At 54.8% G+C, this 24,315-nt stretch carries 18 protein-coding genes and 2 pseudogenes; 8 read left to right on the forward strand and 12 right to left on the reverse strand.

All coding sequences use genetic code 11. The features are described from left to right. Positions 1-526 precede the first annotated feature (526 nt). Entirely contained in the window at positions 527-1,594 is a 1,068-nt protein-coding gene (locus L880_RS0117685; protein WP_027476805.1) for a beta-propeller fold lactonase family protein, read from the forward strand. 102 nt (positions 1,595-1,696) lie between these two features. Here the strand turns inward: L880_RS0117685 and L880_RS32720 are convergent, their stop codons facing one another. From L880_RS32720 to L880_RS32725, 3 genes and pseudogenes are all read right to left on the reverse strand, one after another. Further along, on the reverse strand, positions 1,697-1,996 hold the full coding sequence (locus L880_RS32720) for a helix-turn-helix domain-containing protein (RefSeq protein WP_157462949.1): 300 nt from the start codon (positions 1,994-1,996) through the stop codon (positions 1,697-1,699). Positions 1,997-2,162: 166 nt separating this feature from the next. Next, on the reverse strand, positions 2,163-3,413 hold the full coding sequence (locus L880_RS0117695) for a DUF6880 family protein (protein WP_027476806.1): 1,251 nt from the start codon (positions 3,411-3,413) through the stop codon (positions 2,163-2,165). Positions 3,414-3,448: 35 nt separating this feature from the next. Then, positions 3,449-3,892, reverse strand: a pseudogene (locus L880_RS32725) (integrase core domain-containing protein); the annotation flags it as partial. Between the two features lie 199 nt (positions 3,893-4,091). Between L880_RS32725 and L880_RS0117705 the strand changes: the two are divergent. Further along, positions 4,092-4,754: a hypothetical protein gene (locus L880_RS0117705; protein ID WP_245615218.1), complete on the forward strand. Its 663-nt coding sequence runs from the start codon at positions 4,092-4,094 to the stop codon at positions 4,752-4,754. A 170-nt stretch (positions 4,755-4,924) separates the two neighbouring features. Continuing rightward, entirely contained in the window at positions 4,925-7,489 is a 2,565-nt protein-coding gene (locus tag L880_RS34460) for a PAS domain S-box protein (RefSeq protein ID WP_051443401.1), read from the forward strand. Between the two features lie 47 nt (positions 7,490-7,536). Here the strand turns inward: L880_RS34460 and L880_RS32735 are convergent, their stop codons facing one another. Beyond that, the gene (locus L880_RS32735; RefSeq protein WP_051443402.1) at positions 7,537-9,147 is read right to left on the reverse strand and encodes a methyl-accepting chemotaxis protein; all 1,611 of its coding nucleotides are present in this window, start codon (positions 9,145-9,147) and stop codon (positions 7,537-7,539) included. A gap of 341 nt (positions 9,148-9,488) precedes the next feature. On the opposite strand from L880_RS32735, the gene L880_RS0117720 reads away from it, so the two are divergent. After that, positions 9,489-11,972: a tyrosine-type recombinase/integrase gene (locus L880_RS0117720; RefSeq protein WP_084461401.1), complete on the forward strand. Its 2,484-nt coding sequence runs from the start codon at positions 9,489-9,491 to the stop codon at positions 11,970-11,972. A 164-nt stretch (positions 11,973-12,136) separates the two neighbouring features. Here L880_RS0117720 and L880_RS0117725 read toward each other — a convergent pair whose 3' ends face one another. After that, on the reverse strand, positions 12,137-12,472 hold the full coding sequence (locus tag L880_RS0117725; protein ID WP_027476809.1) for an H-NS histone family protein: 336 nt from the start codon (positions 12,470-12,472) through the stop codon (positions 12,137-12,139). 247 nt (positions 12,473-12,719) lie between these two features. Between L880_RS0117725 and L880_RS0117730 the strand changes: the two genes are divergently transcribed. After that, the gene (locus tag L880_RS0117730) at positions 12,720-13,070 is read left to right on the forward strand and encodes an HU family DNA-binding protein (RefSeq protein ID WP_483772905.1); all 351 of its coding nucleotides are present in this window, start codon (positions 12,720-12,722) and stop codon (positions 13,068-13,070) included. A 294-nt stretch (positions 13,071-13,364) separates the two neighbouring features. After that, a complete protein-coding gene (locus L880_RS32740) occupies positions 13,365-13,682 on the forward strand; it encodes a helix-turn-helix domain-containing protein (RefSeq protein WP_245615220.1) in 318 nt (105 codons plus the stop codon). A gap of 86 nt (positions 13,683-13,768) precedes the next feature. On the opposite strand, the gene L880_RS0117740 is transcribed toward L880_RS32740, so the two are convergent. The 7 genes and pseudogenes from L880_RS0117740 to L880_RS35060 form a co-directional block, all read right to left on the reverse strand. After that, on the reverse strand, positions 13,769-14,806 hold the full coding sequence (locus L880_RS0117740; RefSeq protein WP_157462950.1) for a hypothetical protein: 1,038 nt from the start codon (positions 14,804-14,806) through the stop codon (positions 13,769-13,771). A gap of 343 nt (positions 14,807-15,149) precedes the next feature. Then, positions 15,150-15,443, reverse strand: coding sequence for an H-NS histone family protein (locus L880_RS35055; protein ID WP_084461403.1), 294 nt, complete (start codon positions 15,441-15,443; stop codon positions 15,150-15,152). Positions 15,444-15,853: 410 nt separating this feature from the next. Beyond that, positions 15,854-16,018, reverse strand: a complete 165-nt coding sequence (locus L880_RS0117750) for a hypothetical protein (protein WP_157462951.1) — start codon at positions 16,016-16,018, stop codon at positions 15,854-15,856. Between the two features lie 301 nt (positions 16,019-16,319). Continuing rightward, complete coding sequence (locus tag L880_RS0117760) at positions 16,320-16,613, reverse strand: type II toxin-antitoxin system TacA family antitoxin (protein ID WP_027476813.1); 294 nt, start codon at positions 16,611-16,613, stop codon at positions 16,320-16,322. Positions 16,614-17,195: 582 nt separating this feature from the next. After that, positions 17,196-17,483: a hypothetical protein gene (locus tag L880_RS0117765; RefSeq protein WP_157462952.1), complete on the reverse strand. Its 288-nt coding sequence runs from the start codon at positions 17,481-17,483 to the stop codon at positions 17,196-17,198. 130 nt (positions 17,484-17,613) lie between these two features. Next, a pseudogene (locus L880_RS36440) lies at positions 17,614-17,996 on the reverse strand (transposase); the annotation flags it as partial. Between the two features lie 1,951 nt (positions 17,997-19,947). Further along, positions 19,948-20,292 carry an H-NS histone family protein gene (locus L880_RS35060; protein WP_084461405.1) on the reverse strand — a complete coding sequence of 115 codons (345 nt, stop codon included), beginning with the start codon at positions 20,290-20,292 and terminating at the stop codon, positions 19,948-19,950. Between the two features lie 855 nt (positions 20,293-21,147). Here L880_RS35060 and L880_RS0117770 point away from each other — a divergent pair. Together L880_RS0117770 and L880_RS35065 are read left to right on the forward strand one after the other, a co-directional pair. Continuing rightward, positions 21,148-22,302 carry a ParA family protein gene (locus tag L880_RS0117770; protein WP_027476815.1) on the forward strand — a complete coding sequence of 385 codons (1,155 nt, stop codon included), beginning with the start codon at positions 21,148-21,150 and terminating at the stop codon, positions 22,300-22,302. Further along, positions 22,299-23,336, forward strand: a complete 1,038-nt coding sequence (locus L880_RS35065) for a ParB/RepB/Spo0J family partition protein (protein WP_084461407.1) — start codon at positions 22,299-22,301, stop codon at positions 23,334-23,336. Before L880_RS0117770 ends, L880_RS35065 begins: the two co-directional genes overlap by 4 nt. Positions 23,337-24,315 lie beyond the last annotated feature (979 nt).

Raw genomic sequence — 24,315 nt, forward strand, 5'->3', positions numbered from 1 at the left:
TCAACCGCAGAGGGACTGGCTTTTCTGACTCCGGTGGCAGAGAAGCCAGTGGTCTTGGGATTTCCGAGAGCAAGCTCGCTGGAATCCAGTGTGGATGCAGCCTTCTAAACGTTCCCAATTGCACCAAAAACACTGGGGCACTGATGAGGTCATCCGGTCTTGAAAGCCTGTCGAACAAGCTAGGCCCCGGCCTGCGGGTGACTCATTCCAGAGACGCAAGGCGCACTGGTGGTAGGCCGCTGCAGGAAACCTCCTGCGGCGCGCTCGGTTGACGTGCGAGCCAAATGCCCCCGCAATCCCGTATCCAGTGACCGTTATCTTTTGCAATCTTTCTCGTGAGGGCTTTGTTACAAACGCGCCCGGCTGCTGGACAGCGTCGATGACGTCCAAGCCCTAAGCGGGTGCGAAAGCTGCACCCTTTGACACGATTGAAAGACAACGATGAATCGTAGCCTTCATCCGGGCTGCCGCCTGGCTCCCGGTTGCCAACATTTGGGCAGGAGGCCGCAACTTCCGTCCCGTGGCCATGTTGGTGCTACTCGCGGGCCTGGCCCTCGGTGTACAGGCTGCGCCCTATGCCTATCTCACCACCTCGGGGGCGAACGTGTCCGCCTTTGACTTGGCAACCAACACGGTGGAGCGGACGTTGACTTTGCCAGGATCTGCCGGCACAGGCGTGGCTGTCAACCGGCAGGGCACTCGGGTGTACCTGGCCGGAGTTCCGAGCCGTGGCATCCAGATCCCCTCGTTGCATGTGATCGACGCCACCACCAACACGGTTCTGCCCTCGATTGCATTGAATGGCCCCTCGGGCGCCCAGTGGAGTGGCGTCGCAGTCAACCCTGCTGGCGATCGTATCTACGTGGCCCAACCGACAGGTCGCTACATCGCCGTTGTGGACCCTGGCACCAGCCAGGTTCTGACGACAATTGCCGTCTCAGGCAGTCCTGCCAACCTGGCGCTTAACGCTTCAGGAACACGCCTGTACGTGGCCAATGCGAGCAGCGGCGCTGGGGACAGCGTACTGGTCCTAGACACTCAGACTTACGCCACGATCGCGACAGTGCCGGTCACTTCAGGCCCGTCGGATCTAAGCTTCAACCCCCAAGGCACTCGCCTGTACGTGACCCATCCTCAGTTCAACACGGTCTCAGTGGTTGATACCACCACCAACACCCTTGTGACCTCCCTGTCCATGGGCTTTTCTCCGACAGCGCTGGTGGTGAGCCGTGACGGAAGCAAGGTTTACGTGAGCGATTACACCTATGCCAGTGCCTCAGTCGCGGTCATCGACGCAACCACCAACACCGTGGTGCGCAGCATCCCGGTGGGCCGCCGTTCCACTGGGATTGGTATCTCGCCGGATGGCCGGCGGGTGCTGGTGAGCAACTTCATTTCAGGGAATGTGTCTTTGATTGACACGGCCAGTCGCCTGGCCGGTCAGCAGGGGACGGTTACCCGCGAGAACCTGGCCGTGATGATCAGTCGTGTGCGTCGCAAGATCGCTCTGAAATTGGGGGCGGACGACGTGATCAAGGCCAGCCGCGGCTATGGCTACAGGCTCAGTCGGTCAGTGGTGGTCATCTCACATTAAGAGTCTCTGCGCTATCAGCTCGGAGGAGTCTGCGTCAACGGATTCCGACCAACGAGTTGGAGCATCCGCGCACCGTTGATGAGGACTTGGGGCGTCGCACGGTCATTCGCTGTCTTTCTTGATGGTGCGGGTATGCACCGAGCGGACCTTTGGCAAGTAGTGATGGATGGCAGCCTCAACAGCCTGCGCCTGAGACTTGGTCACCTCAAGCACCATGCGGATACCCAGTTCATCAAGCACCTTGAGAACACGCCCGAACTGCACGGTTTCTTTGCCTTTTTCCAGATCGCGCAGGAACACATGGCTCACGTCCGGAACATCGTCCTGACGGATGCCGTCGACCCCTCGCATCGCACGAATGGAAACACCAACGCTTTCAACTGACTCTACCGCTAATCGCAACGCTTATTTCGATTTTATCGATGCCGGATGCGATGCACGAGGCAGTCGAAGCGTACGATTAGTTTTCAGCACATCTGGGAGGCTTTAGGGTTGAAACGAATCAAACACTTCGATTTCCGCCCTTCCAGAAGCCTTGAAATGCAAGCCAATCGCCGGCGCGCGCTCTCTAGACTTGGCTCCAAAACGAGGTCTTGCGCCCATGTTGCTGGCGAAGGGTAGCCTCGAATTCAGCGTGCGAAGGCACCAAGCGCTGGGCCTCGGCAGCCTTCAATGCCAACTCACGCAGTCGCTTCAAGTACCTCGCCCCGTGTCCATAAGCCTTGTTGTATCCCCGCTCCAAGATCGCGGTCAGCAACGCCCTATAGACCAAAGACTCAGGAACCGCCCTGCCATGCTGGCTAAATGCCCGCGCAATCGACAACATCCTGTCGTAGTCCTGGCCATCCAAAGCCGTTGCGCGCTGAATGACCATGGTCTCCGCAGCGTCGACTTCATCCAAAGCCAGAAGGACTGCTGCCCCTGCGGCCACCGCTTTTGCTTGCTGAGCGATCTCAGAGGCAAGACTCCGCGCCTGCTGTTTGTCTTCATCTGAAACGTGCTTGAGCCAATTTTTCAACTCGAAGACATTCGGATTGGCTTCGAACAGACCCTGTCGGAGTGGAATGCTGTCTTCCAGACGGCCGAGATTTTCCAGGGCATCGGCCTTCATTGCCTTTCGCGTCGACTCCATGTGGCCCCAGTCGCCTTCAAGCCACTTCAATGCCCCCTGTGGATTGCCCACATCCAGAAAGGCCTGTGCGAAGGACTGCAACTGCAGCGCATTGGGATCCGGACTGTAAGCGAGCACAGCGCGGATTTTTATCTCGGGGTCACGGAGTGCTTCTGACAACAGCGATAACGCTGCGGAAAGCTTGAACACCTGAGTGGCCTTGGGACTTCCGGCTTTGAGATGGCAGGCAACCTGCCCCATTGAATTTTCGAACTTGGCTGCAAGGACGCGTAAACCCTGCTCATCCAAAACAAGGTCTGCCTGCCGGAGCAACTCCTCCCGACCTCCGTATTGGTCCGCCAGGAACAACTTGGCCATCCGTGTTGCTAGCTGGTCCGAATCCAGTCCACTTTGGGCAGCGGCTTTCAACCAATGGCGGCAAGCAGATCGCATCGCCATGCCAATATCCCCGCCGGAATCGTCAGCATGCTCAAACCAATGCTGATCCAGTTCAATGAACCGCCCAAACAGATCCATGGCGACTGCCGAGTCTCTTGGCTGCACCTCAGCCGCGACTTCGTCCAACCACGTTGCTAATTTTTGCCCGTAGGCCGAGACCTCGGCATACCCGTGGTATGTGGAGGAGCGCCGCCAAGCGTTCAGGGTCTTTAAGAACTCAGCGCTCAACGCGCCAAGGTTGCTACTCATCTGAATGGAATTGCCCCCATATGACTGGACACGGTCTATTCGCAATTAAGCGCCTGGCCGTTTGACTGGCTCAGGCACTGGCGATGTTGCCTCAATTCACGCGGTGAGCGCATTTTCAGGCCCGAATGGGGATGCACCTCATTGAAGTGCTCGAACGCCGCTGGCAACTGGGCCAGAACCCGTGTGGCATCGCTAAGGTCCATTCTGCTCACGTAATCGCGCCGGAAGGTCTTCACGAAACTCTCTGCCATGCCGTTGCTTTGTGGGCTGCATACCGGCGTGTTGACGGGCTTCAAACCCAGTGAACGAGCAATTCGACGCGTGTCTTGGGAGATGTAGGCTCCACCGTTGTCCGTTAAAAACTCCAACTGATGATCCTCGGGAATGGCCTCCACTGCGCCAAAGCGCTTTTCCACAGCTTCGATAAGCATCTCTTGAACTGGCACCCCCAGCAGCCCCCTGCCTGACCAGGCGCGCCATGGAATTGCACCCGTATGACCGGACACGGTCTATTCGCAATTGAGCGCCTGGCCGTTTGACCTCTACTGACTCCGTATGCCTATTCGTATTCACAGTCCTACTCCTATCTTCAAAGATAAGCGATGGACCGTGTCCTGTCATTCAGGGGGCCGTTTCAGAAATTTGGTCCTAATGTCGCACGACGAGCATGGATAGAATTTGACCATCTCGTTCACAACACCGGGTACCACCATGGCAATAGCATCGCAAACCTTGTCTCAGCTGCAGGCTGCTGGCTCAGCAGTAAACACTGCAGCTCTTGCTTTGCAACAGGAGCTGCAGGCTCATTCCCAAGCGCTCATGGATCAGATGGCACTACAGCCCTTTGGCCCTGAGGCAGACGGGGCATACCAGCAGATGAAGCAGGTAGCACGTCTAGTGCACGAGATGAATTCCCTGGAGCAGCAACTCAAAGCGATCTATCTAGACGCGGCACAAAGAAGCCAACCAGATATTCCGGTGATGCCCGCCCTGCCCTCTGCGAGTCGCCAACGGCGTCTTGCCCGCAAGACGGATATCGCAACATATGAACCCGTTGAAGATGCGAAAGTTGTGGAAGTCAAGACCGCGAAATCCGAAGGGCGCCAAAAGAATTTGAAGCCCGCCGATGCGCCAAAGGCTCAGAAATCCAAATTAAGCAACACCGATCGACTGCATGCTGCATTCAAGAAACTGCTGGGCAAGAAAGCCAAGGCCGTCGGACACGCTGAGCTGAGTGGTCTCAGCGGTTTGCCTCGGGGCTCCATCGGTGCCTCAATCAAAAAGCTGATAGAAGCACAAAAGCTCGCCGTTGATGCGGATGGCGTTTACCGGTTGATTTGAGCCTCACTGTTCCGGTAGTTTTCCTGAGGCGACCTTGGCATTGTGCACTCGGGCTTTCAGCGCTCACGATAAATGTGATCATGTCCCGCATCTCTTGCCGGAGATCGTGATGGATCTGACAATTCCGCTAGACAATGGATCTCATCTCCTTGACTGATTTCCATTGAACAATGGCCTTCTCACCTGTTCCAGCCAATGAGTTAACTCGCCTCAAGGGGCTGCGCGAGTTGATGCTGCTCGACACGCCAGCGGAGCCTCTTTTCGACACCTTGGCACAAAAGGCAGCAGAGGTCTGCCAAGCCCCCATAGCGCTGGTCAGCCTGATTGATGTGGATCGCCAATGGTTCAAGGCCAACGTGGGATTGACGGGCGTCCAAGAGACGGCGCGCAATGTCGCCTTTTGCGCCCACGCGATCATGAGCGATCAAATGTTTGTCGTACCCGACGCGTTGAATGATCGACGTTTCGCAGAGAACCCTCTGGTGACGGGACAACCAAACATTCGTTTTTATGCGGGCTGCCCACTGGCACTGCCTGACGGATCCAAGGTCGGAACCTTGTGCGTGATTGACCAGGTGGCTCGGCAATTGACCACCGAGCAAGAAGCCACCCTGCAATTCCTGTCGAGCTTGGTGACGCAGGCACTGACGATGCGCAAGGAGATGCTCAGCAAGGCGTTGCAGGTGCGCACACAGTACGAGCGTGCCCTGGAGGAGAACGAGGAACGTTTTCGTTCACTTGTCGAAACCCAAACAGACTTGGTGTCGCTGGCGACCAAAGACGGGACGCTTCACTATGTCAATCCAGCCTACGCCAAGCACTTCGGGCTGACGCCTGCCGAGATGATCGGCCGCAACCTCTTTGAATTTGTCTCTGAGAACGATATCCCAATCGTTTCCGCCCAGATCAGACGTGTCTTTGAGACGAGAGAGAGCCAGCACGGCGAAAACAGGATGTGGGGTGCTGATGGCTCCGAGAAATGGGTGGCATGGAGCAACCACTTTCAACAGGACCTGGGCGGACAAGCATTGCTGCATTCCGTAGGGCGAGACGTCACAGGCATGCGGCAAGCTCAGCAGGCGCTGAAGACCAGTGAGCGCTTGCTGGAGCGGACGGCCAGCGTTGCCAAAGTGGGTGGCTGGGAATTGGACATTCAGACCAACGCTGTCACCTGGACTTTGGAGACGAAAAAGATCCATGAAGTGGGCGCAGACTACGAGCCCGCACTGGACACCGCAATCGCCTTCTACCCAGAAAGCATCCGGCCCCTGCTGGAAGGGACCATTCAAGAAGCCATGACAAACGGTATTCCGTGGGACTTGGAGTTGCCGCTGACCACTGCGAAAGGGCGAGCCATCTGGGTACGGGCTTGCGGGGAAGTGCAATATGGGGAGCCTGGCCAAGCAGTCCGCCTGTTTGGTACGGTGCAAGACATCACCGAGCGCAAGACGCTGGAATCCGAGTTTCAATCCATCTCAAGGGAGTACCGAGATCTTTACGATCACGCCCCTTGCGGGTACCACTCGCTTGACGCAAGTGGTCGGTTCATACGCATCAATCAAGTGGCCTTGTCTTGGCTGGGATGCAGGCCAGAGGAGGTGATCGGCAAACTTAGGGTGACCGATTTCTTTGACGATGCGGGCAAAGCCCGTTTTGCAGAGAACTTCCCGACCTTGCTCAGCAAGGGACAGATCGGCCCAGTCGAGTTCAACCTCTACGGCCGACAGGGTGAAAAGCGTCGAATCAGCGTCATTGCCACCTGTGTCAAAGATGCCGACGGAGAATTTTTGATGAGCAGAACCGTCATGTATGACGTGACGGAAGTTTCCAACATCAGGAAGCAGTTGCACAAACTCAATCGTGAGCAAGAGGCCATGCTCGACAACGACATGTTGGGCATTGCCAAATTAAAGGACCGTCGCATCATCTGGCGAAATCGTGCGCTGGAACGCCTCTTTGGCTATGAGCCAGGTGAATTGCTTGGACAGCCCACTGCCATGCTCTACGCCAGTCCTGAAAGCTACGAGGCCTTCGGGCAAGAGGCATACCCGCTCCTGGCATCGGGTCAGAGCTTTCGCAGGCAATGGGAGATGCGCCGCGGCAATGGCGACCCCATTTGGATGGACGTCAGCGGTGTGGCGTTGGAGGAGTCCGACGGCGAAACGCTATGGTTGCTTCAAGACATCAGCGAAATGAAGCAGTACCAGACCCAGGTTGAACACATCGCGTTTCACGACAACCTGACCAAGCTACCCAATCGACTGCTGCTGTCGGATCGCATGCGGCAAGCCTTCGCGCTCAATGACCGCATGAATACGATGGCGGCCGTCTGTTATCTGGACCTCAATGGCTTCAAGCCAGTGAACGATCAATACGGACACGAGGTCGGAGACCAGTTGTTGCAGGAGGTTGCACAACGGTTGCTTCAGGTCGTTCGTGCCACAGACACGGTAGCTAGATTGGGAGGCGATGAATTCGTGTTGTTGCTCACGGCAATTCAAAATCCGGATGAAGTGCAGGAGGTTCTTCACAGGGCCAAGACCAGCATAGAGCAGCCTTGGGCAATGGCCAACGGCAACATCATCAGAGTCTCTGCAAGCTTTGGGACAGCATTTCACCCGAGGGACGGCAGGCTGCCCGCACAACTTCTCAAAATAGCAGACGATGCGATGTATGAGGCCAAGCGCAGTGGCAAAAATGATGGGGACCGAGGGACCTGGTCACCCGCTATATGAACTGTTCGATTTTTATGCGCCACTCACCAATGATGCTGGCATTCAAGCTAGACGTCGTTGGGCAACCTGAACTGTGCCACCCGCGCAGCCAAATGCCGTGCTTGCTCACGCATAGCGTCTGACGCAGCCGAAGTCTGTTCAACCAGCGCAGCGTTTTGCTGGGTCATGCGGTCCAATTCCTGGATGGCGGAGCCGACCTGGCTCAGGCCTTGGCTTTGCTCTCGTGCCCCGGTGGCGATCTGGTCCAGCAGTTCATTAACTCGGCGCGTAGATTGAACGATGTCTTCGATCGAAGCGCCCGCACGCTGCACCACGTCTGATCCTTGCGCAACTTCGTCCTGGCTGGATTGGATCAATGTTTTGATCTCCTTCGCTGCCTGAGCACTGCGTTGAGCAAGCACACGCACCTCCGAGGCCACAACAGCAAAGCCACGCCCTTGTTCACCCGCACGTGCTGCTTCGACGGCCGCATTGAGGGCCAAGATGTTGGTCTGGAAGGCAATGCCGTCGATGGTTCCAATGATCTCCGCGATCTTGTTGGAGGAGCCGCTGATGCGTCCCATGGTGCTCACCATTTCGGACATCACCTGTCCGCCTTCTTGGGCTGCCTCAGCGTTATGCCGAGCCACACGGGCCGCCTCTTCAGAGTGCCCTGCGGTCTGAGCGACCGTAGCCGCAATCTGCTCCATGGCAGAGGCCGACTGCTCCAGGTTGGCGGCGGCTTGCTCAGTGCGAGCCGACAGATCGAGAGAGCCTGTGGCGACCTCAGTGCTCGAATGCACGATTTGATCGCTCGAATGACGGACCTCTGTGACCATCTCACGCAAAGACTTCTGCATCTTGCTCAACTCCAACATCAGCTGTGCGGCTTCATCGCGCCCCCATGGTGAGGGCGAGGTGGTCAGATCCCCATCAGTCATGGCATTGAGGTGGCGTCGGGTCTCTTTTAGGCCACCATTCATGACCTTGTAAAAACTCAAGAAGAGATAGCCCGCGATCAGGATAGAAAGCACCAGGATGCTGATATCAACCTCGATGAGACGAACCCACTCATCTCGCAAATCGTCGACGTAGATCCCTGAGCCCACCACCCAGCCCCAAGGAGTGAACGCCTGCACATAGCTGACCTTATCAACAGGCTTATCTTTTCCGGGCTTGGGCCACTGATAGTCAACAAAGCCCGCGCCCTTGTTCTTCGCTGTTGCTGCAAAGGCCGTGAACATGGCAAAACCGTTGGGGTCTTTCATTCCAGCCCCATCCTGGCCATTGAGCTCCGGTTTGACGGGGTGCATCACGATCCGTGCATCGAAATCGTTGATCCAGAAGTACTCCTTGCCGTCATATCGCAAACTGGCGATCTGCTTCCTGGCAAATGCCTGCGCAGCTTCGCGACTCATGCGCCCCGCCTGCTCTTCAGCACCAATGGACTGCAGAACGCCGATGGCAATCTCCACGTGCTGTCGCGTTGCTGCCTTGCGCGCTTCAACCGCATTGGTGTTCTGGGTGTGGAGTTGCCAAAGAAGCAAGCTGACCAGAGGGATCAGAAAGGCTAAGGAAATGATGCTAGCTTTGGCCGCAAAGCCCAGTTGCCGAAACAGTCGCACACCCGGCGCCCACAAACCGTGGTGGGCAAAGAAGCCGTTGGAAGTCTGACGCATGACTGGATCAACTACCGAGTTTGGAGGCAATGACGTTGTCAAGGCGTGACCTCGTTGCTGGCTCGGGCGGTGGCTCATCATTCAGTAACCTTTACAAATCCTTACAGATCACAACTGTAATCTGAGATCATTGATTGGCGAAGCTTGCCATGCGTAAGTGGCGCGCTGATAACACACCTCGCCATTGCGGTACAGATCTTGAGATCTTTATGACAGCACCTTGTACGCCAACTGTATGAACTCGTCTAGAGCCATAGAGAATCGGGATTGAAGATCAAAAATTGATGCACCCTCGTCTCCGACGAAGGTGCATCTGAAGTGCCCCTGGATCCCCGAATGCGATGAGCGATTCCCAAGTGATGACCCATGAAGCTGAAGCGGCTGGATTGCCTCAGCCAAGCCTAGTCACGCGCGTTTTTGCCCCGGTCCTGATCGATGAAGAACCGCAGGAATCCAATTCGACGGACAGGCCCAAGCGCCGCCGGGGTCGACCACCAGGATCTGCTACCCGGGTTGTGCACGCACACGTGACGGCCGATGAGTTTGCCGTGTTGCGTGCTGTGGCCCAAGGGGTGGACATTGCTGCCGCGGCTCGTCAGTACCTACTCTGGCCAGGCCGGGTGCCTGAACGCCCCGCCTTGCTCAAAATCTACAGCGACTTGTTGCGTCGCGTGGAGGCCGGGGCTCAGGCATTGCCAGAGAACAAGCTCGCCCGGCGCATGGTGCGAGAACTTCTCAACCATCAAACCGTGGTGCTCGACGACATCACTTCTTCCGACCAGAGCGCTGATGCTGCTCATGCGGTTGCAGCGACCGCAGCGTCCACACCCAGCCCTACGTCGAGTCAGACCGCGTCAAACATGGCGGCGTCAACAGCCGCTGCGCAATCTCCTGGCGCCACCAGAAAACTCAACCTTCCCACATTGGAGGAGTTCGCAGCCCAGTTCGACGAGGACATGTACAGCGAAGCGGAATTGCTGGAGTTGTACGAGGAGGAGTACCTCAAAACTCAAATCGAGCTTGTCGCGCCACCAACCGCATCTGCGCAGAACGCACAAGCCGACTCCCTGACCATTTGCAAGAGTCCAGCTCAGGCCCCCTTCTCCCCTACCCGGACTGCATCAACCTCAGCGCTTGACGCTGTCTCAACAGCCGACCAGCCAATCGAGTCTCCCGGTGCTTTGGCGACGAAGTCACTTGCAGCTCGAATCGAGATTCAAATCAAGGCAATCAACTGGCTCGATGAACGCTTGGGAAGTCGCCCCGCCAGAGAGCACCATGTTGATCAGTGGGTTCGGCTCAATGAAACGCAGCGCCAAGCCTTGCGTAAGGCCGGCGTCATCAGCCTCGGTGACCTGGTGGACTGGATGTCTCTTCAGGGGGAGCGCTGGGTCGACAAAGTACCAGGGTATGGATTGGCCCGAGGACGAAATCTCTTGCAGTGGCTCAAGCGCTGGGAGATTGAACCTCGGCAGGGCCTGAAACCAATACAGGCCAAAGAGAATGCGCCGCCCCGCTCGTCCGCACGATCATTGGTCAATGTCGCCAACACTGGGGCTGTGCTGGCACCGCTCATGTCCATGGATTGGCCTCTGGCTCTCAACGGCTCCAACGGAAAATTCCGCAGCCCCACCGAGAACAGCTTGGCGGCTCATAACGATCAAGAGGCGGTCCAGGCCTGGTTTCGTCTGATCAGGGAGAAGTCCGCGCATACCCAGACCGCCTACCGCCGCGCGATCGAACGGCTGATTCTGTGGGCGGTGCATGAACGAGGCCTTGCGCTCTCCTCCTTGAACGAACTGGATATGCAGGACTTCAAGGATTTCTTGTGCAACCCACCTGCGCATTGGCTTCAAGATCCCACGGCTGATCGAGAGCGCAAAGCCAACACCTGGAGACCTCTGAAAGGCCCCCTCAGTGGCGCGAGCTTGAGCGTGACTTTTGCAGCAGTGAGCGCCATGTACAGCCACTGGATGGAGTCGCGATACACCACGCTGAACCCAGCTCGCAAGCTCATTGGAAAGCGAACCGACGAATTGTCGATGGACGTGAAGCGCTCTTTCACCGACCAAGACCTGGACGTCATTGCGCGCACGTTTGAGAAGCTACCTGACAACCCAGCCAAACGGCGTCTGCGGGCGATCTTGCTACTTCTGGAGTTGGGAGGCCTGAGACGCGAAGAGGCCTGCAATGCCACCTGGGGTGACGTTCAGCGGGTGCGGATCGACGGGAATCTCACGGACAACATGTGCATCGAGGTGATCGGCAAGGGCAACCGCCAACGTTTCGTGCCACTTCACGAGTCTGTTCTGGACGCACTGCGAGATCACCTGCAGGATCGCAAAGAGCTGATGGCCAATGGCAAGAAACTTCAGAAATTCAAGGCCGTCACCGACAAGAAGCAGCCGCTGCTCGGCGTGCTCGATGACAAGTGGATCCTGGTTCACGACAAGAGGCTAGACGACCGGTCGCCAATCGAGGACAGCGATTGGGATGAGTTCGATCATCGATCTCCCCAATACACCGTGAACAAAACTGGAGGCCTGTCCGTTCAGTCGGTCTATCAGATCCTGAAGGGATTCTTCAAACAATGCTCAGACACCGCCCAAGAGAGCGTGACCGATAACATGGCGACGTTCAAGCGGGCGTCAACGCACTGGCTCCGTCACACCTTCGCGCATCATCTGCTCAAAGAGACCGAACGAGATCTGGCTCTGGTGCAGGCTGTGCTGGGGCACAAGTCCATCTCAACGACGGCCATCTACGTGAAGGCGGATTTGGAAGCCAGGGTGAAGGGTGTCAAAAAGCTCCGCGGCAGCGTCTAGCAACGCCTCCATGAGAGTTCACCCCTGATGGAGCATGCGCCGAACCCTAAATCCGAAGCGAGCTCAGGACGATTGCCAAGAATGGACCATGCACGTTGCATCCGAACATGCGAGGCCTGGCTAGCAGCGAACGAATCAGCCTTGTTGTGACCGATCGACGCGTCTCATAACGCTCGTTGGATGTTCACCCGGAAAAACTCAATCGTCCCATCCTCCACCGCGGCCTTGATCCAGTCGGGTTTTCTTCCCTTGCCGCTCAGTGATCCATCCCAGGCCAATCCTCGATTGGGATCGTAAAAGGTGGTCGGCCGCTTCAACTTCACGGGTGCCAGGCTGCGGCTGAGAGAACTCAGATTGACCTGCGACGGTGTGAGCTGGAACTGATCTACCAAAGTACGCACGACGCGGATCGCTTCAGCTCTCTGGGTTTTGAACAACTCCTCGCGGCGAGACTGGAGCTGTGAGATCTGCTCGTCGAGAGCACGGATTTCTTTGAACATAGGGAGCCTATTTTAGGCAGGTGGCTCAATTCCCCTTGATAAGGCCGAACTCAGGCACAACAAAACCCTCACCTGAATGATGAGCGCCAGCCCCAACAAAACGCTCACCAAACCCATTGAGAAGCACCAACAAATTTCTCACCAACAGTTGAATGCTGCTCCAATCCTGGCACCGTTTACACAAGTTACTGGGTCAAACGTAACCAGGAACAGCCCCGTATAAGCTATAACCCGGGGCTTGTTCAATATGGAGCTTGCACATGCAAGCTCTCACTCCAACATCATGAACCGCGCAGAACTCGTTGAAATCCTGGCCACCAAGAATGCCTTGACCAAGGCCGCAGCCAATGCCGTCCTCGACACCCTGATCGAGACCATCCAAACGACAGTGAAGAAAGGCGATGCAGTCCAGCTCGTGGGCTTTGGCACTTTCAAATCGGCCAAGCGAGCAGCGCGCAAGGGCAAGAACCCATCGACTGGTGAGGCCATCAAGATCCCGGCCACCACCTTGCCTAAGTTCGTGGCCGGCGCCAAGTTCAAGGCGGTGGTCGATCCCAAGGCCGCGAAGCGCAAAGCTGAGAAGGCCAGCGCCAAGTAATCCGGCAATCCAGTGATCGGTTAGGTGGACCACTCCCCTCCCCTACCTCGCCGCCCCGGGCTCATCGCCTTGGGCGGCTTTCTTTATTCAGGCAAGCTACAGGTCTTGTCAACCCATGGACTCACACCATGACCGCGTTTTCGGAATCGTTTCGTTCAGAGGTTGCTCGCATTGCGCGCAAGGAAGTCAAAGACGACGTGTCCAGCCTGCGCAAAGCGGTGACGGCCTGCCTATCGATCAGAAATCGCTGCGCTCAAGCGGGACAACAAGACTCAGGCGGCGCAACTTCGCAGCATGGCCAAGGCCATCGAAAAGTTACTTTCTGGCTCTGAAGCCAAAGCTCCAAAGCCGCGCCCTCCTGCCGAAACTGCCAAGACAGGGACAGCCACATTCAGCCACGAATCCTTGATCGCCAAACGTGAAGCACTGGGCTTCACTCAAAAGCAGATGGCCGCACTCATCGGCGCCTCCAGCCTGAGCGTCTACAAATGGGAAACCGGCAAGGTCACTCCACGCGCGGCGCAACTGGAGCGCCTGCAGGCGGTGCTCAAGATGGGCGTTCGAGAAGCACGTGCGCAACTGGCAAATGCCAGCGCCGAAGAGCCGGCGTGACCGCCCTGGTTCACCCCATGGTCCTATCTTGCTGGCCAAACAGTGTCTGAGGCATCGGGCCACTCGGTCGCGTAATATAAATATCTCTACGCATCATCACGAACATTCTTCACCGTGATGCGCACCTCAGGATTCAGGTGCTCTCGGAGGTGGTAAAGGCCCTTCACGTTTTTCAGCCCCGCCCAGATGGCCACCTGGCTTGCGGGGACGCAATCGTTGAGCCACATGACCAAGCGCGTGTTGCGCACGATCTGCGGACCGAGCCGTGGAGGCGGCGGCTGCTTGGCCAACTCGGCCGCACGCTTGAGAGACTCCCCCACCACGTAGAACAACATGACCGAGGTCATCTCCCCCATTGCACCGTTCTTGGCGCCCTGGTTGGTGCAGAAAAGCGTCGGTACATCAGGACCGCAGGCCACCAGGTCACGAACAGCTAGCCAAGCCTCGATCGCGCGGACGGCATTGTCGGGGAGCACCATGCGACGGCGTTGGTTTGGCCCGGGTCCATCGAGTTGCAATGCAGCCATGCGCTGTCGGCCAGCAACCTGGTCGAACAGGATCGAGGACACACTCAGTTGCCGCGCCTCCATCGGAGTCAAAGCAAGCTCTGTCAGGCACAGCAACAGTGCATGGTTTCTCACATCCACCGGATCATCGGATTGCGGCTTTTCCAAAACCCGCTGCAGATGGGCCCAGACTGCCGGCGTCATGATGGCGCCCTTGTGGTCCTCTTTGGGAGGTTGGTCCACCTCCTCCAAGGCTTTGGCCGGGTTGCTGGCAATCCAGCCCTGGTGTTTCGCGTAATCGTAGATGCGCTCCAGCAGCCGCCAGTAGCGGCGCCGAGTGATATCGCTGACATTGGCGCCTACTTTTCTTGACGTGGGGCCAGACTGGAGAAACCTCACCACATCGACATTCGTCACCTCGTGCCAAGCGATCGGCTCTTGTTGCGCACCGTTGCCGCCAGTTTTAAGGTAATGAAGCCATGTGCTCCAGAAGTATCGATACGAGGGCTCCCCTTTCAAACCAATGGGATCACGGTCAGAGGCGGAACTGTGCTCAAGCCAGAGATCTATAAGCACCGTATCTCCAGGCAACGGCAACACAGCAGCATGTTCAGTCATGAATCATCCCCGAAAATTTACCTCCAGGGATTGGTAACCAAGGTTAGAGGAGAGCCCCTAGAGGTCTTGTAATATAAATCAATACTTTGCAAACTTGGGTCGATTTCTCACTCCGATCGACTGCATCAATAGCACCCGCATGATCCTGAGCCCTGACGCCTGTATGGGTCTACTCCAATCACGCAACTATCAGCAATCGCCGGACAAGAAAAAACCCAGCTCAGGGCTGGGCTGGGCTGGGCTGGGCTGGGCTTTTTGAACTGTCACAAGTAGGAAGAACCGCGAACTCACCCCGCAGGAGACGGATCACGCCAAATGACGAGATCACCTCCGCCGAGGTCGATCATTTGATCAAGAATTGCTCGCGATCCAAGTCCTTAATCCAAGTGGGGGGCTTACCACGGCCAGTCCAGGTAGCACCCGTCGCAGGGTCACGATACTTTGGTGCCACAGTGCCACCCTTGGAGGCGTTGCTGCGAGGACGTTGAGTCTGAAACACGTCGTCAGAGGTCAGACCAAAGTCGGCCACCAACTGACGGACCTGAGCAACTGCAGCCGCAACTTCTACCTTGCGGGCTTCTTGAATTTTGGCTTCCAGAGCATCGCGCTGGGCTATGAGATCCTTGTAACTGAGCATGAAATTTCCTTTAGGGTATAAGTTGCTTACATCAGAATTAAACTGGCATTTACCGAATGCAGCAGCAAGAATTGCTGAATTTGGAGTCTGCACCTACTACTTCCAAGACCAAGCACCGAAAAACCTACGCCTCGCTTCTATTTCACTGACCACGGACGATTATATCGGAAAAATTTGGAACGCAATACAACCAATGTATTCGGCAACACTCTTTTTAACGGTGATCTAGAAAGATTCCGATACAAAGGCCTCATATTTTAAATCGCTCTCCACCAACACAGATCGACAATTTCAAATTGTTAATTTGAGTCTCGAAGGGAATTCGTCGCACAAATTTCAGGCATCTTGTCACATGAAAATTGGTTCATTCGGTGATCAGAAGGGCTTGGGATGTTAGCAGGAAGCAGAACTCAGTGCACGAAGACCTTGCGCAGAATCGCTACGTTCAGTGCGATCAAGGTGCCCAGCGTCCACTTCGTCAGATTCAAATCTTCAATGGGGGTATTGATGCGGCCTTCAATTTTCAACTCGGACACCCCAACTTTCGCAAGGACATTGCGCTCGACGGTTGCCAAGTCCCCAGAAAATGCAACCGACTTACCAAGCAAATCCGCAAGGAGCTTGGATTACTGTTCGGCTTGAATCGCAGGCACACCAACCTTAGCCAATTACTGGACGTAGTCAAGTGTGTCGAATAGGACGGCCAGCATCCCCGCTAGGCTGATCGAGTAGAAGCCGAGAATTTCTACGGCCTCGACGTGATCCAGGCTCAAAAAGGTCGAAGAAACTCCCTTCTCTTTGTGCGGCTTGGCCATCTACTTCAGCCACTTGTTCAGCGCTGGCTCACCGCTGTCGAAACTCTTCCTGTCGTGCTCGTCATTGGGAGGTTGAACTTGCATCGTTCTTTACCTTCTTGTAGCGAGCCTGGGCCAGAAGAAACTTCGCGTTTCGGGGAGGAGGGTTCTCGATCATCTCAAGCAGCCTCAGCGACTCCCGACGAGTCAGGGAGATCGTTGATTCGCTCTCGACGACCTTTTCCGCCTTCTCCAAAGCAGCTTGCACGACGAACTGGTTGAGCGTCACACCAACCAGATCAGCTGCCGTCTGCAGCGTTCCGTGCACATGCGGTGAGACGCGTGTTGAGATCCGCTTTCCTGTATCAACGGTCATGCAGGACTCCTTAGTAGCCAATGTTTTCACGCTTTCAGTATATAGATTCGGCGTCAATTTGACACGACCAGCCTACATAACAACTGAATCCCATTGCCGGTGCGCATCCGTGTCGAAAACAGCATGCGTTGTATTTTCATTCATCGGAACTCCGAAATGACACTCGCCCTGTTTGCTTTGGCACAAAGCCGTACAGCTCAAGGGGTAGTCAATCGGGGAGTGCAATGCCCATCGTTGGGAGGTATGGTTGACTTTTCAGGACAATTTTCAAGCTTAACCCGAATAAGCAGGACCCATCAGATTTTAATATCACTCAAAGCGGAACATGGTTGCTGAATTTTCAACTCCTCACCGGAGGTGAGTGATTAACAGGATCACCCGGCTACTTAAAATTTAACTATCCGAAGTTCTATTATTGGAATGCGATGAAAAGCAGCCTCCCCAAAAAATAACCCCTCGCTTGAGGTCGATGAAAAAGCATCTTTTTGCTTATAACCTCAAAATTTTCGCCTCAGAGTGATTGAAAGTTCAAGGATGTGGATCACACTATTACGCCAATGACCAGCATCGTGAATGGTGCACTCATGCAAAGAGCGACTCACGGCCACACTCCGCACCCTTGGGCATGTGCGACTTAGCATCCTTGCTCAATTCAACAAGCTGTATGGCGGACAGGTCACCATCGTCGCGCTCATAGGCACAAGAGTCATCTTTGACTTTGGCCAGGCGGACCAGAACCAAATTAAGAACATCTGTGACGGTCATACCAAGATCCACCGCTAACACATCCACTGCACACCAAGTCGTCCCAGAGGACATATCCTTCGAGCGAGCGTCCTGGGGAAATTTCTTGGAATTCTTGGGACCCATGTGTTTCTCCATCTTTTACATAAAAATTAATAGACCGACAGTTTGAGAGCGATTTTTTGATCAACGCCCCGGTATCTCCAACCTTGTCCTATTTGCAATAAAGAGCCTGCTCGGCTCCTGAGGCCTGTTGTTACGTAAATTCTTGGGAGAAATGCATTTTCTGCAAAAAATGCGGATGCACCTCGTTGATTCGTTTGAAGGTCGCTAGCACCTCGCGCACGTCACACAGTCCATGCGTGCGACATAGTCGCTCTTGAAGGTAGTAACTCCAGTGTGTTAGTAGACTTTAAGGCCGATGAGCGTGTCAAGGCTCGCGTGTCAGCTGCGATGCAAGTCCCCCCGTTGTCACGGAGGAACTCAACCTCACGACCCGGTGGGACCGGTTCAATCGAGCCGAAGTGCCGCTCCACAGCCTCAATGAGCGTCTCGCACATCGCGCTCTACAAGCAGCCCTTCATCTTCCCATGAACGCAAGGCCATGACCTCGCAGTCGCTGCAATCTTTGGTGAAGGTGAAAAACAAGCGGGAATGAGTTCGGAGCAGACTTGCGCTAATCGGGACCAGCACACCTCCGAGAGTACTTGGCGAAGGGACAAAAACATGACTGCACACCGGTATGACGCCAGTTCAAATGAGGCGTTGCACCTGCAAAAAACCACGCGAAGGTGAACGTTTTGTGCAACCGCGAGGTCAGGCGCCCTTACTCCGCTTTTGAGGCTTATGCAAGTGACTTTGCTTTCGCACTTCGTTGGAAATGGTGATAAAGGGGTGCCAGAACATTGCCCATCCCTTCCGAAGACCCTGAATAAACCGATCAATGATGAGATTTTTCATTACGCTCCCCTCCGCAGTGCCGCAATGGCAACGGCTTTGGTATCGACGTACATCCCCACAAGAAAAATGACCAACGCCATCGACGTAAAACAGACGTGGTCAAGCGAATCAACTCAGCCCAGATGGATAAGCACCTCAATTTCATCGCGCAGTCGGGGCCTGACGACCAAGCGTAGCGCAGCCTGTCAATGACCAGCGCCAATCGCTGTTGGGCCACTGATGCCACAAGAGCGAAAGTAGGTGAGAACATCAGCTCGGAAAAGGCCACTGCATCACCAATGATAGTACCTGCTCGTTCCGGTGGGACTCGGGGTCGAAATGCCAATGCCACTTTTATCAGCAATTGGGCGTCGATCGCAGGCCCCTTTCGATCATGAAGAACATGCAGTCGGAATCGAGCGCGGGATGGGCTTCAAAGGCGGTGAAAGTGTTTCCTGACGCTGTGGGCCCCATCTCACAATTGGCTCCCGACTGTACTTACAGGCGACCGGGCCACCGCTACGCACAAAGTACAGATGCTCGATCCACACAGATGAGTGATGGCTCGACTGCCGCCTTACGGAACATTCTGAACGACTTACTTGGGTTTGGCATGAGCCTTGCCGTTCACAACGGCATTCCATTGGTCAATGGTCCACAGCCATCTCATGACGGTGGATCTCTGTGTCACCTTCCAGGGAGGACATTTGGTAGTCGAGAATCGTGAACTCACCGCGCGCTCAGCGCGCAGTATGCCGACCGGTTCCATAAGCAACCAATGCATTTAGGCATCTAGCGACTTTGGTCACATCCAACACAAGAGCTGGCCGATGCCTTGATCACAGCAGCTTCACCACATTTGTTTCATGAAACCTGACGTGCACGATGCCCTTACAGGGCCAGCAAATTCAATCCTAATGCAACTACACCAAGGGTCTGATCTGAGGTCACTACATTCTGTCTGACTTGATGACGCCATGGGCCCGAAAGAGTTCTCGAAGGTCTTTGGCTTCAAATCCTGATGGTGGTGACCTGAGCCCATAGTCGCCCATGAAGTCGCAGATCGCTCGATGAATCAGGGCTTCCGTTGTGATACCCCATTCAACTGCCCTATCCCGCATGCGATCGGGCATGGTGTCGTCATCTTCGAAGTTGATGACAAGTTGAGGCATAGTGATGTTCCTTTTTGCCGTTGTTACGCTGCGACCAAAGCGCGTTCTCTATCCATGCAGGTTGATCTAGGAACATGCTGTTGATCTGCGAGCTATTGATTTTTCGCGAGGGAGGAGAGGCGCGAAGGTCAGCCCTTTTTTCATCCGATCCATCGTGCCATTGTGATTGGTCGTGCAGCAGCAGATGTACTTCACCGGACATCTGGCTCCCGGAATTCGAATTGCGCCGGAGCCAGTTGAGCCAACATGACGTAGCCCCTTCATCTGGATTGGCCTCCCGGGTTACGAATTCAATTTCATCCCGCCGTCCCCAGTCTAGCGACACCTTTTACTCTCCTCGCAATGCATTAGATGTAGAGAAAAAGGCCACAAATTTTCTGTGAAAGTTCCGGCATCCCTATCAGTTCACAGAAATTTCAACCATTAGGCCCCACGAGCAAGAAAGGCTCACGAGTTGTGCCTTTATGCTTGAAAGTAACTTATGGCGTTTGCCTGATTTGATAGGCGTCCATGCTCTCACCTCTGGCTTCGATCTCCAACACCCATTTGGGCTTGCGTCCTGGCCCGCCAGACCACTCCTCACCCGTTGCTGGGTTTCGGTACTTCATGACGCGATCCTTTCGCGGGGGGCGCCGTGGCAATGTCTCGCCTGTACCCCTGCGGCCCAGTTTCAGATTAGGGTACAGATCCTCAGGTGCTATATCGAATTCCTCGATTGTTTTTTGCATTTCAGCAATTACAGAAGTTAGCTGAGCACGTCGCGCAGCCGCAACTTTTTCGCCCAAGGCATCGTATTGTTTTTTGAGCGTTCGATAGTCGTCCATTGCAATTCCCAACTGATGCTTTTCACATTATAGGCAGTTCAGTTCGCTCGACCTTGTCGAATCATTATTAATATCAAATGGCGCAATTGCGCATTTTTGCAAAATTTAATTACTACATTGATTGCAATTTTGCAACCTTGTGGCTAGGACTGCATTCTGACACCATTTTCAAATCAACATTGCCATGATTACATTCGCAGTCTGTATTGATCTAGCACCGCTCTTGCACGAGCGACCGGAAACATCCAGTTGCTGTTGCGGAGCCCATTGCTTGGCAGAAAAACTGTTTTTATTTACAGCAATGGATGTACTGGGATAGACGCTTGCGAAGGGCCTCATTGTCCGACAGCTCCAGGCAAAGACGAGAACGTCTGTCTTGCATGCTGAAGATCACCGTGCTCCAACACCTGACATTGACACGATAGGTTTGAGTCATGGCGACCTATTCCCGCCCCATGTGTTGACTGCCGATCCAGGCCCACACTTTGCTGCCCAGGCCTTGGACACCCAGCACACCGGTGTCTGCTGCACCAAAGCGAAAACTGCCACTCACCGCTCATCACTTCAGAATTTCTGCGAATGCGATCAAAAAAGCATACTCATTGCCCCAAACCTGCAAGAGACCACTTCTTAGAATTGATCGGTCATTTCCGCTGACTGTAAGCACCCGCATCCTCCTAAAACGCGATAGCGACTGAAGACTTCATCTACATGCATATCGAGCCATCAGCACCCAGCGCCACCAATCCTCATTGGTAGGCTTTTTTGGATTTTTTGCGCTTTTGCCTACCAAGACTCTTTACATGAAGGTCGGATCTACGTACCATTCTTGGAATTCATTCCATCTACCGTCACATGCGCTCAACCTACGCTCGTACCGATGCTCTGCTCTACCGTATTCGTGCAGCAGGCTCACTGCTAGGCGTAACGGACAACACTTTGCGGACCTATGCTGACGGTGCCGGCATCGAAGTCAAACGTGCAAGTGACATCACGCCAGGCGCACCTTCGATTCGAGTTTTTGAACCGGAGACACTGTTCAAGCTTGCAGCCTGGAGACGATCACAGGGCTACATCAAATCTCCGAATCCCGGGTCAGGGCCTGTCGTCATCGCTGTTGACGTAGTTAAGGGGGGCACAGGTAAAACGACGACCGCAGTTGAGCTTGCCTTGCATTTGCAACTGATGGGTCTGAAGACGCTCTTGATCGACCTCGATAGCCAGGCCAATGCTACGCAAATGCTTGGCTACGAGCCTGACCTCACAATTGACGAGGCCGATGGCTACGAAGTTACTCCAGACGCCATTGTTGTAGATACCTTCATGACGCTGATGACCGCCTTCATTCAGCAAGGTGGCCACAACACGGAATTCCGGCTCACTTCCCCGCTGGTTAGCGCAGAAAACGTTATCAAAAAACCTTACGGCGAAAGCGGGCCCCATCTCATTCCAGCCGACACAAATTTGGGCGATCTAGAAAGCGCCATCGCCAATGGCAAAGGCTCACGTGAACTGTACGTTCGCGAATACATCGCAGCAGCGACTGCTGGAAAAATTCCAGGGTTTGACGCAAAGAGCTACGACGTCATTATTTTCGATTGCCCACCAACTGTGTCCTTCATCAGCTCGACGGCCATTGCAGCGTCTGATTTCATTGTTGCCCCCATCCGTTTGGATGCCTTTGCAGTCAAGGGACTTACGCGGCTAATGGGCGAAATCAAGACGATCGCTCACTATTACAAAGTCCAGCCCGAGCTTGTCATACTGCCAACTCACTACGCACCACAGATCGCACGAATTGGCCGTATGCAAACACAACTGGCCCAATTCCGCGACCTTCTGACTCCGGGCGTCATTTCGGCTAGTGAAGAGTTTCCAAAATCTCTGGATCAGTACATCCCCCTTTCCTTGCAAAAGCCCACGAGCAACCCGACACGCGAGTATCGGATGTTCGCGGAGCACATGTTCGCGAAGATCCTCGCCTTTACGAACTCCAAGGCACGCAAATGAAACTACGCAAGCTTGATCCCAACGCAGGGGCAGTGCCGCCGCGACAAAGTTCTTCTGGTCGGTTGACTGTTCCTCTCCCTCTTCCCCCCTTCTCCAATAGACCGCCAGAAGTGGAGCAGACCGAATCGAATTCGCCAATCGGGACCGAAGCGACGAGCAATGCGCTCGAATCTTCTGGATCGCTTGACAGAACTCTTTCCATCGCAGTTGATCTGATCGATCCGCACCCAATCCCCCCGCGAACGATCTATTCGGACGAGACGATACTGGAACGTGCCGAGTCCCTTAGAACTGAAGGGCAACTCAACCCGATCCACGTCATGCCCAACCCGAAGGCTCCAGGGCGGTACATCATCATCGATGGATGGACACGTGTTCAGGCATGCGTTCGACATAGTGCCTTACCCGAACTTAGGGCAGAAGTTCATACAGACTTGAACTTGGATGAGGCAGCATGGTTTGGCTGGCAATCCAACGAAGGCCGCGAACAACATTGCGATTACGACCGGGCGGTATTCTTTGAAAGTCTCATCCGCGAAGGCATGTCGCAGGCGGAGATTTCTCGCCGCTCTGGCTACAACAAAACTGCGATCACCATGTATCGCGGCTTCGCTAAATTGCCTGGAGAAGTGATCGACTACATTGTTGAGAACCCACGAAAGTTTGGACACAGAGCCGCCTATGAACTTTCTCGAATTTTTGACGCCACCCAAAGCGTTCGCAAAACCCTAGCCATTGCGCTCAAATTCGTCACCGAAGACAAGTCAGTCGGCTGGGTAATGACCCAGGCCCAGGCCTTCGTCACACCGAACAAGCCAAAGCAGCCGCCACCAAACAAGAAGGTCATTCGATATGCAAACGGGTCTTACAAGCAGACAGCAGATGTGTTCTCACTGAACATCAAGGTGGCCCCCGAGAAGCGTGACGCCTTCGCTCAGGCACTCGAAAAGCTTCTTGACGATGTTGCAATTCAAGAGACTGCAACAGATTCAAATGAAACCGCCGCAACAGAGCCGACGAGCATAGACCCGTGACCGCCAAGGCAAACAGCCTCATCAAACCGATGCCCCAAAGCCCCCAGGCTATTGGGGCATCGGCACATTTGGGCCACTACTTTTATATTTTTGAACACGATGACCACAAAACAACCAACCCCAACCCAACCCAACGTCGACCACAAAACCCCGTAGCAAGCATAGATCAGAGCAAAAGCAATCAACTTCACCCTAGCGAGCTCAATCCCGCCCACATTGGCTCGATTACCCCCAGCCCCATAAAAGCAGACATCAAGAGGCTTCACAGCACAAGGCAAAGAACCCCCTGGACTATCGAGATTTCGTTTGCACATGCAAACCCGAAAGCATTACAAAACACCCGCCCAACAACCCCAAGCACAACAAACACCTCGAGCGGTACCAATGGCGCTTGCACATGCAAACAAGCGAGCAATACCACTAAGACCTCTCACTCACCAACATCAACAAGCAGGCGCGCCTCAATGTTTGCACATGCAAACCCCGCCAACCGATCAAACATCCCCTCCAACGCCAGTCGCCACGCTCACCAACGAGTCTTCATATACAAACCTCTCATCCCATGCACGCTTGGCGACAACATGCACACCAAACGCCTCACTACGGATTGGGGGTTTGCACATGCAAACACTGCAACAGCAAACCCGTCACCCGACGAACACACAAGAACCACAAGACCAGGACTCGGAGGCACCGAGCCTTGCGCACCCAAACACCAAGACTCCCCCAATCAATCAAACATCCATCCCACTCAAGACCCACCGAGCAACGACATAAACAACGAAATCACAACACCGAACTTTGGGTTTACGCATGCAAGCACTCGGATGCGCCTCCAACCTCTTAACAGAAACGGAACGGTGACAGATGCACCACCCCGCCTCACTACGACCACAGAATTTGCCCGCACAAAGACTCGCCCCACAAGACTCCCCGCCACACCTAGCGCCCGCACGCACAAACACTATGCATGGCAACA

This window comes from Curvibacter gracilis ATCC BAA-807, assembly GCF_000518645.1.
Lineage (GTDB): Bacteria > Pseudomonadota > Gammaproteobacteria > Burkholderiales > Burkholderiaceae_C > Curvibacter > Curvibacter gracilis.

Coding starts and splice junctions, on each gene's coding strand:
- L880_RS0117685 (WP_027476805.1), top strand. CDS start 527: ATGTTGGTGCTACTCGCGGGCCTGGCCCTCGGTGTACAGGCTGCGCCC.
- L880_RS0117695 (WP_027476806.1), bottom strand. CDS start 3,413: ATGAGTAGCAACCTTGGCGCGTTGAGCGCTGAGTTCTTAAAGACCCTG.
- L880_RS34460 (WP_051443401.1), top strand. CDS start 4,925: ATGGCCTTCTCACCTGTTCCAGCCAATGAGTTAACTCGCCTCAAGGGG.
- L880_RS32735 (WP_051443402.1), bottom strand. CDS start 9,147: ATGCGTCAGACTTCCAACGGCTTCTTTGCCCACCACGGTTTGTGGGCG.
- L880_RS0117720 (WP_084461401.1), top strand. CDS start 9,489: ATGAGCGATTCCCAAGTGATGACCCATGAAGCTGAAGCGGCTGGATTG.
- L880_RS0117725 (WP_027476809.1), bottom strand. CDS start 12,472: ATGTTCAAAGAAATCCGTGCTCTCGACGAGCAGATCTCACAGCTCCAG.
- L880_RS0117730 (WP_483772905.1), top strand. CDS start 12,720: ATGGAGCTTGCACATGCAAGCTCTCACTCCAACATCATGAACCGCGCA.
- L880_RS32740 (WP_245615220.1), top strand. CDS start 13,365: ATGGCCAAGGCCATCGAAAAGTTACTTTCTGGCTCTGAAGCCAAAGCT.
- L880_RS0117740 (WP_157462950.1), bottom strand. CDS start 14,806: ATGACTGAACATGCTGCTGTGTTGCCGTTGCCTGGAGATACGGTGCTT.
- L880_RS35055 (WP_084461403.1), bottom strand. CDS start 15,443: ATGCTCAGTTACAAGGATCTCATAGCCCAGCGCGATGCTCTGGAAGCC.
- L880_RS0117760 (WP_027476813.1), bottom strand. CDS start 16,613: ATGACCGTTGATACAGGAAAGCGGATCTCAACACGCGTCTCACCGCAT.
- L880_RS0117765 (WP_157462952.1), bottom strand. CDS start 17,483: ATGGGTCCCAAGAATTCCAAGAAATTTCCCCAGGACGCTCGCTCGAAG.
- L880_RS35060 (WP_084461405.1), bottom strand. CDS start 20,292: ATGGACGACTATCGAACGCTCAAAAAACAATACGATGCCTTGGGCGAA.
- L880_RS0117770 (WP_027476815.1), top strand. CDS start 21,148: ATGCGCTCAACCTACGCTCGTACCGATGCTCTGCTCTACCGTATTCGT.
- L880_RS35065 (WP_084461407.1), top strand. CDS start 22,299: ATGAAACTACGCAAGCTTGATCCCAACGCAGGGGCAGTGCCGCCGCGA.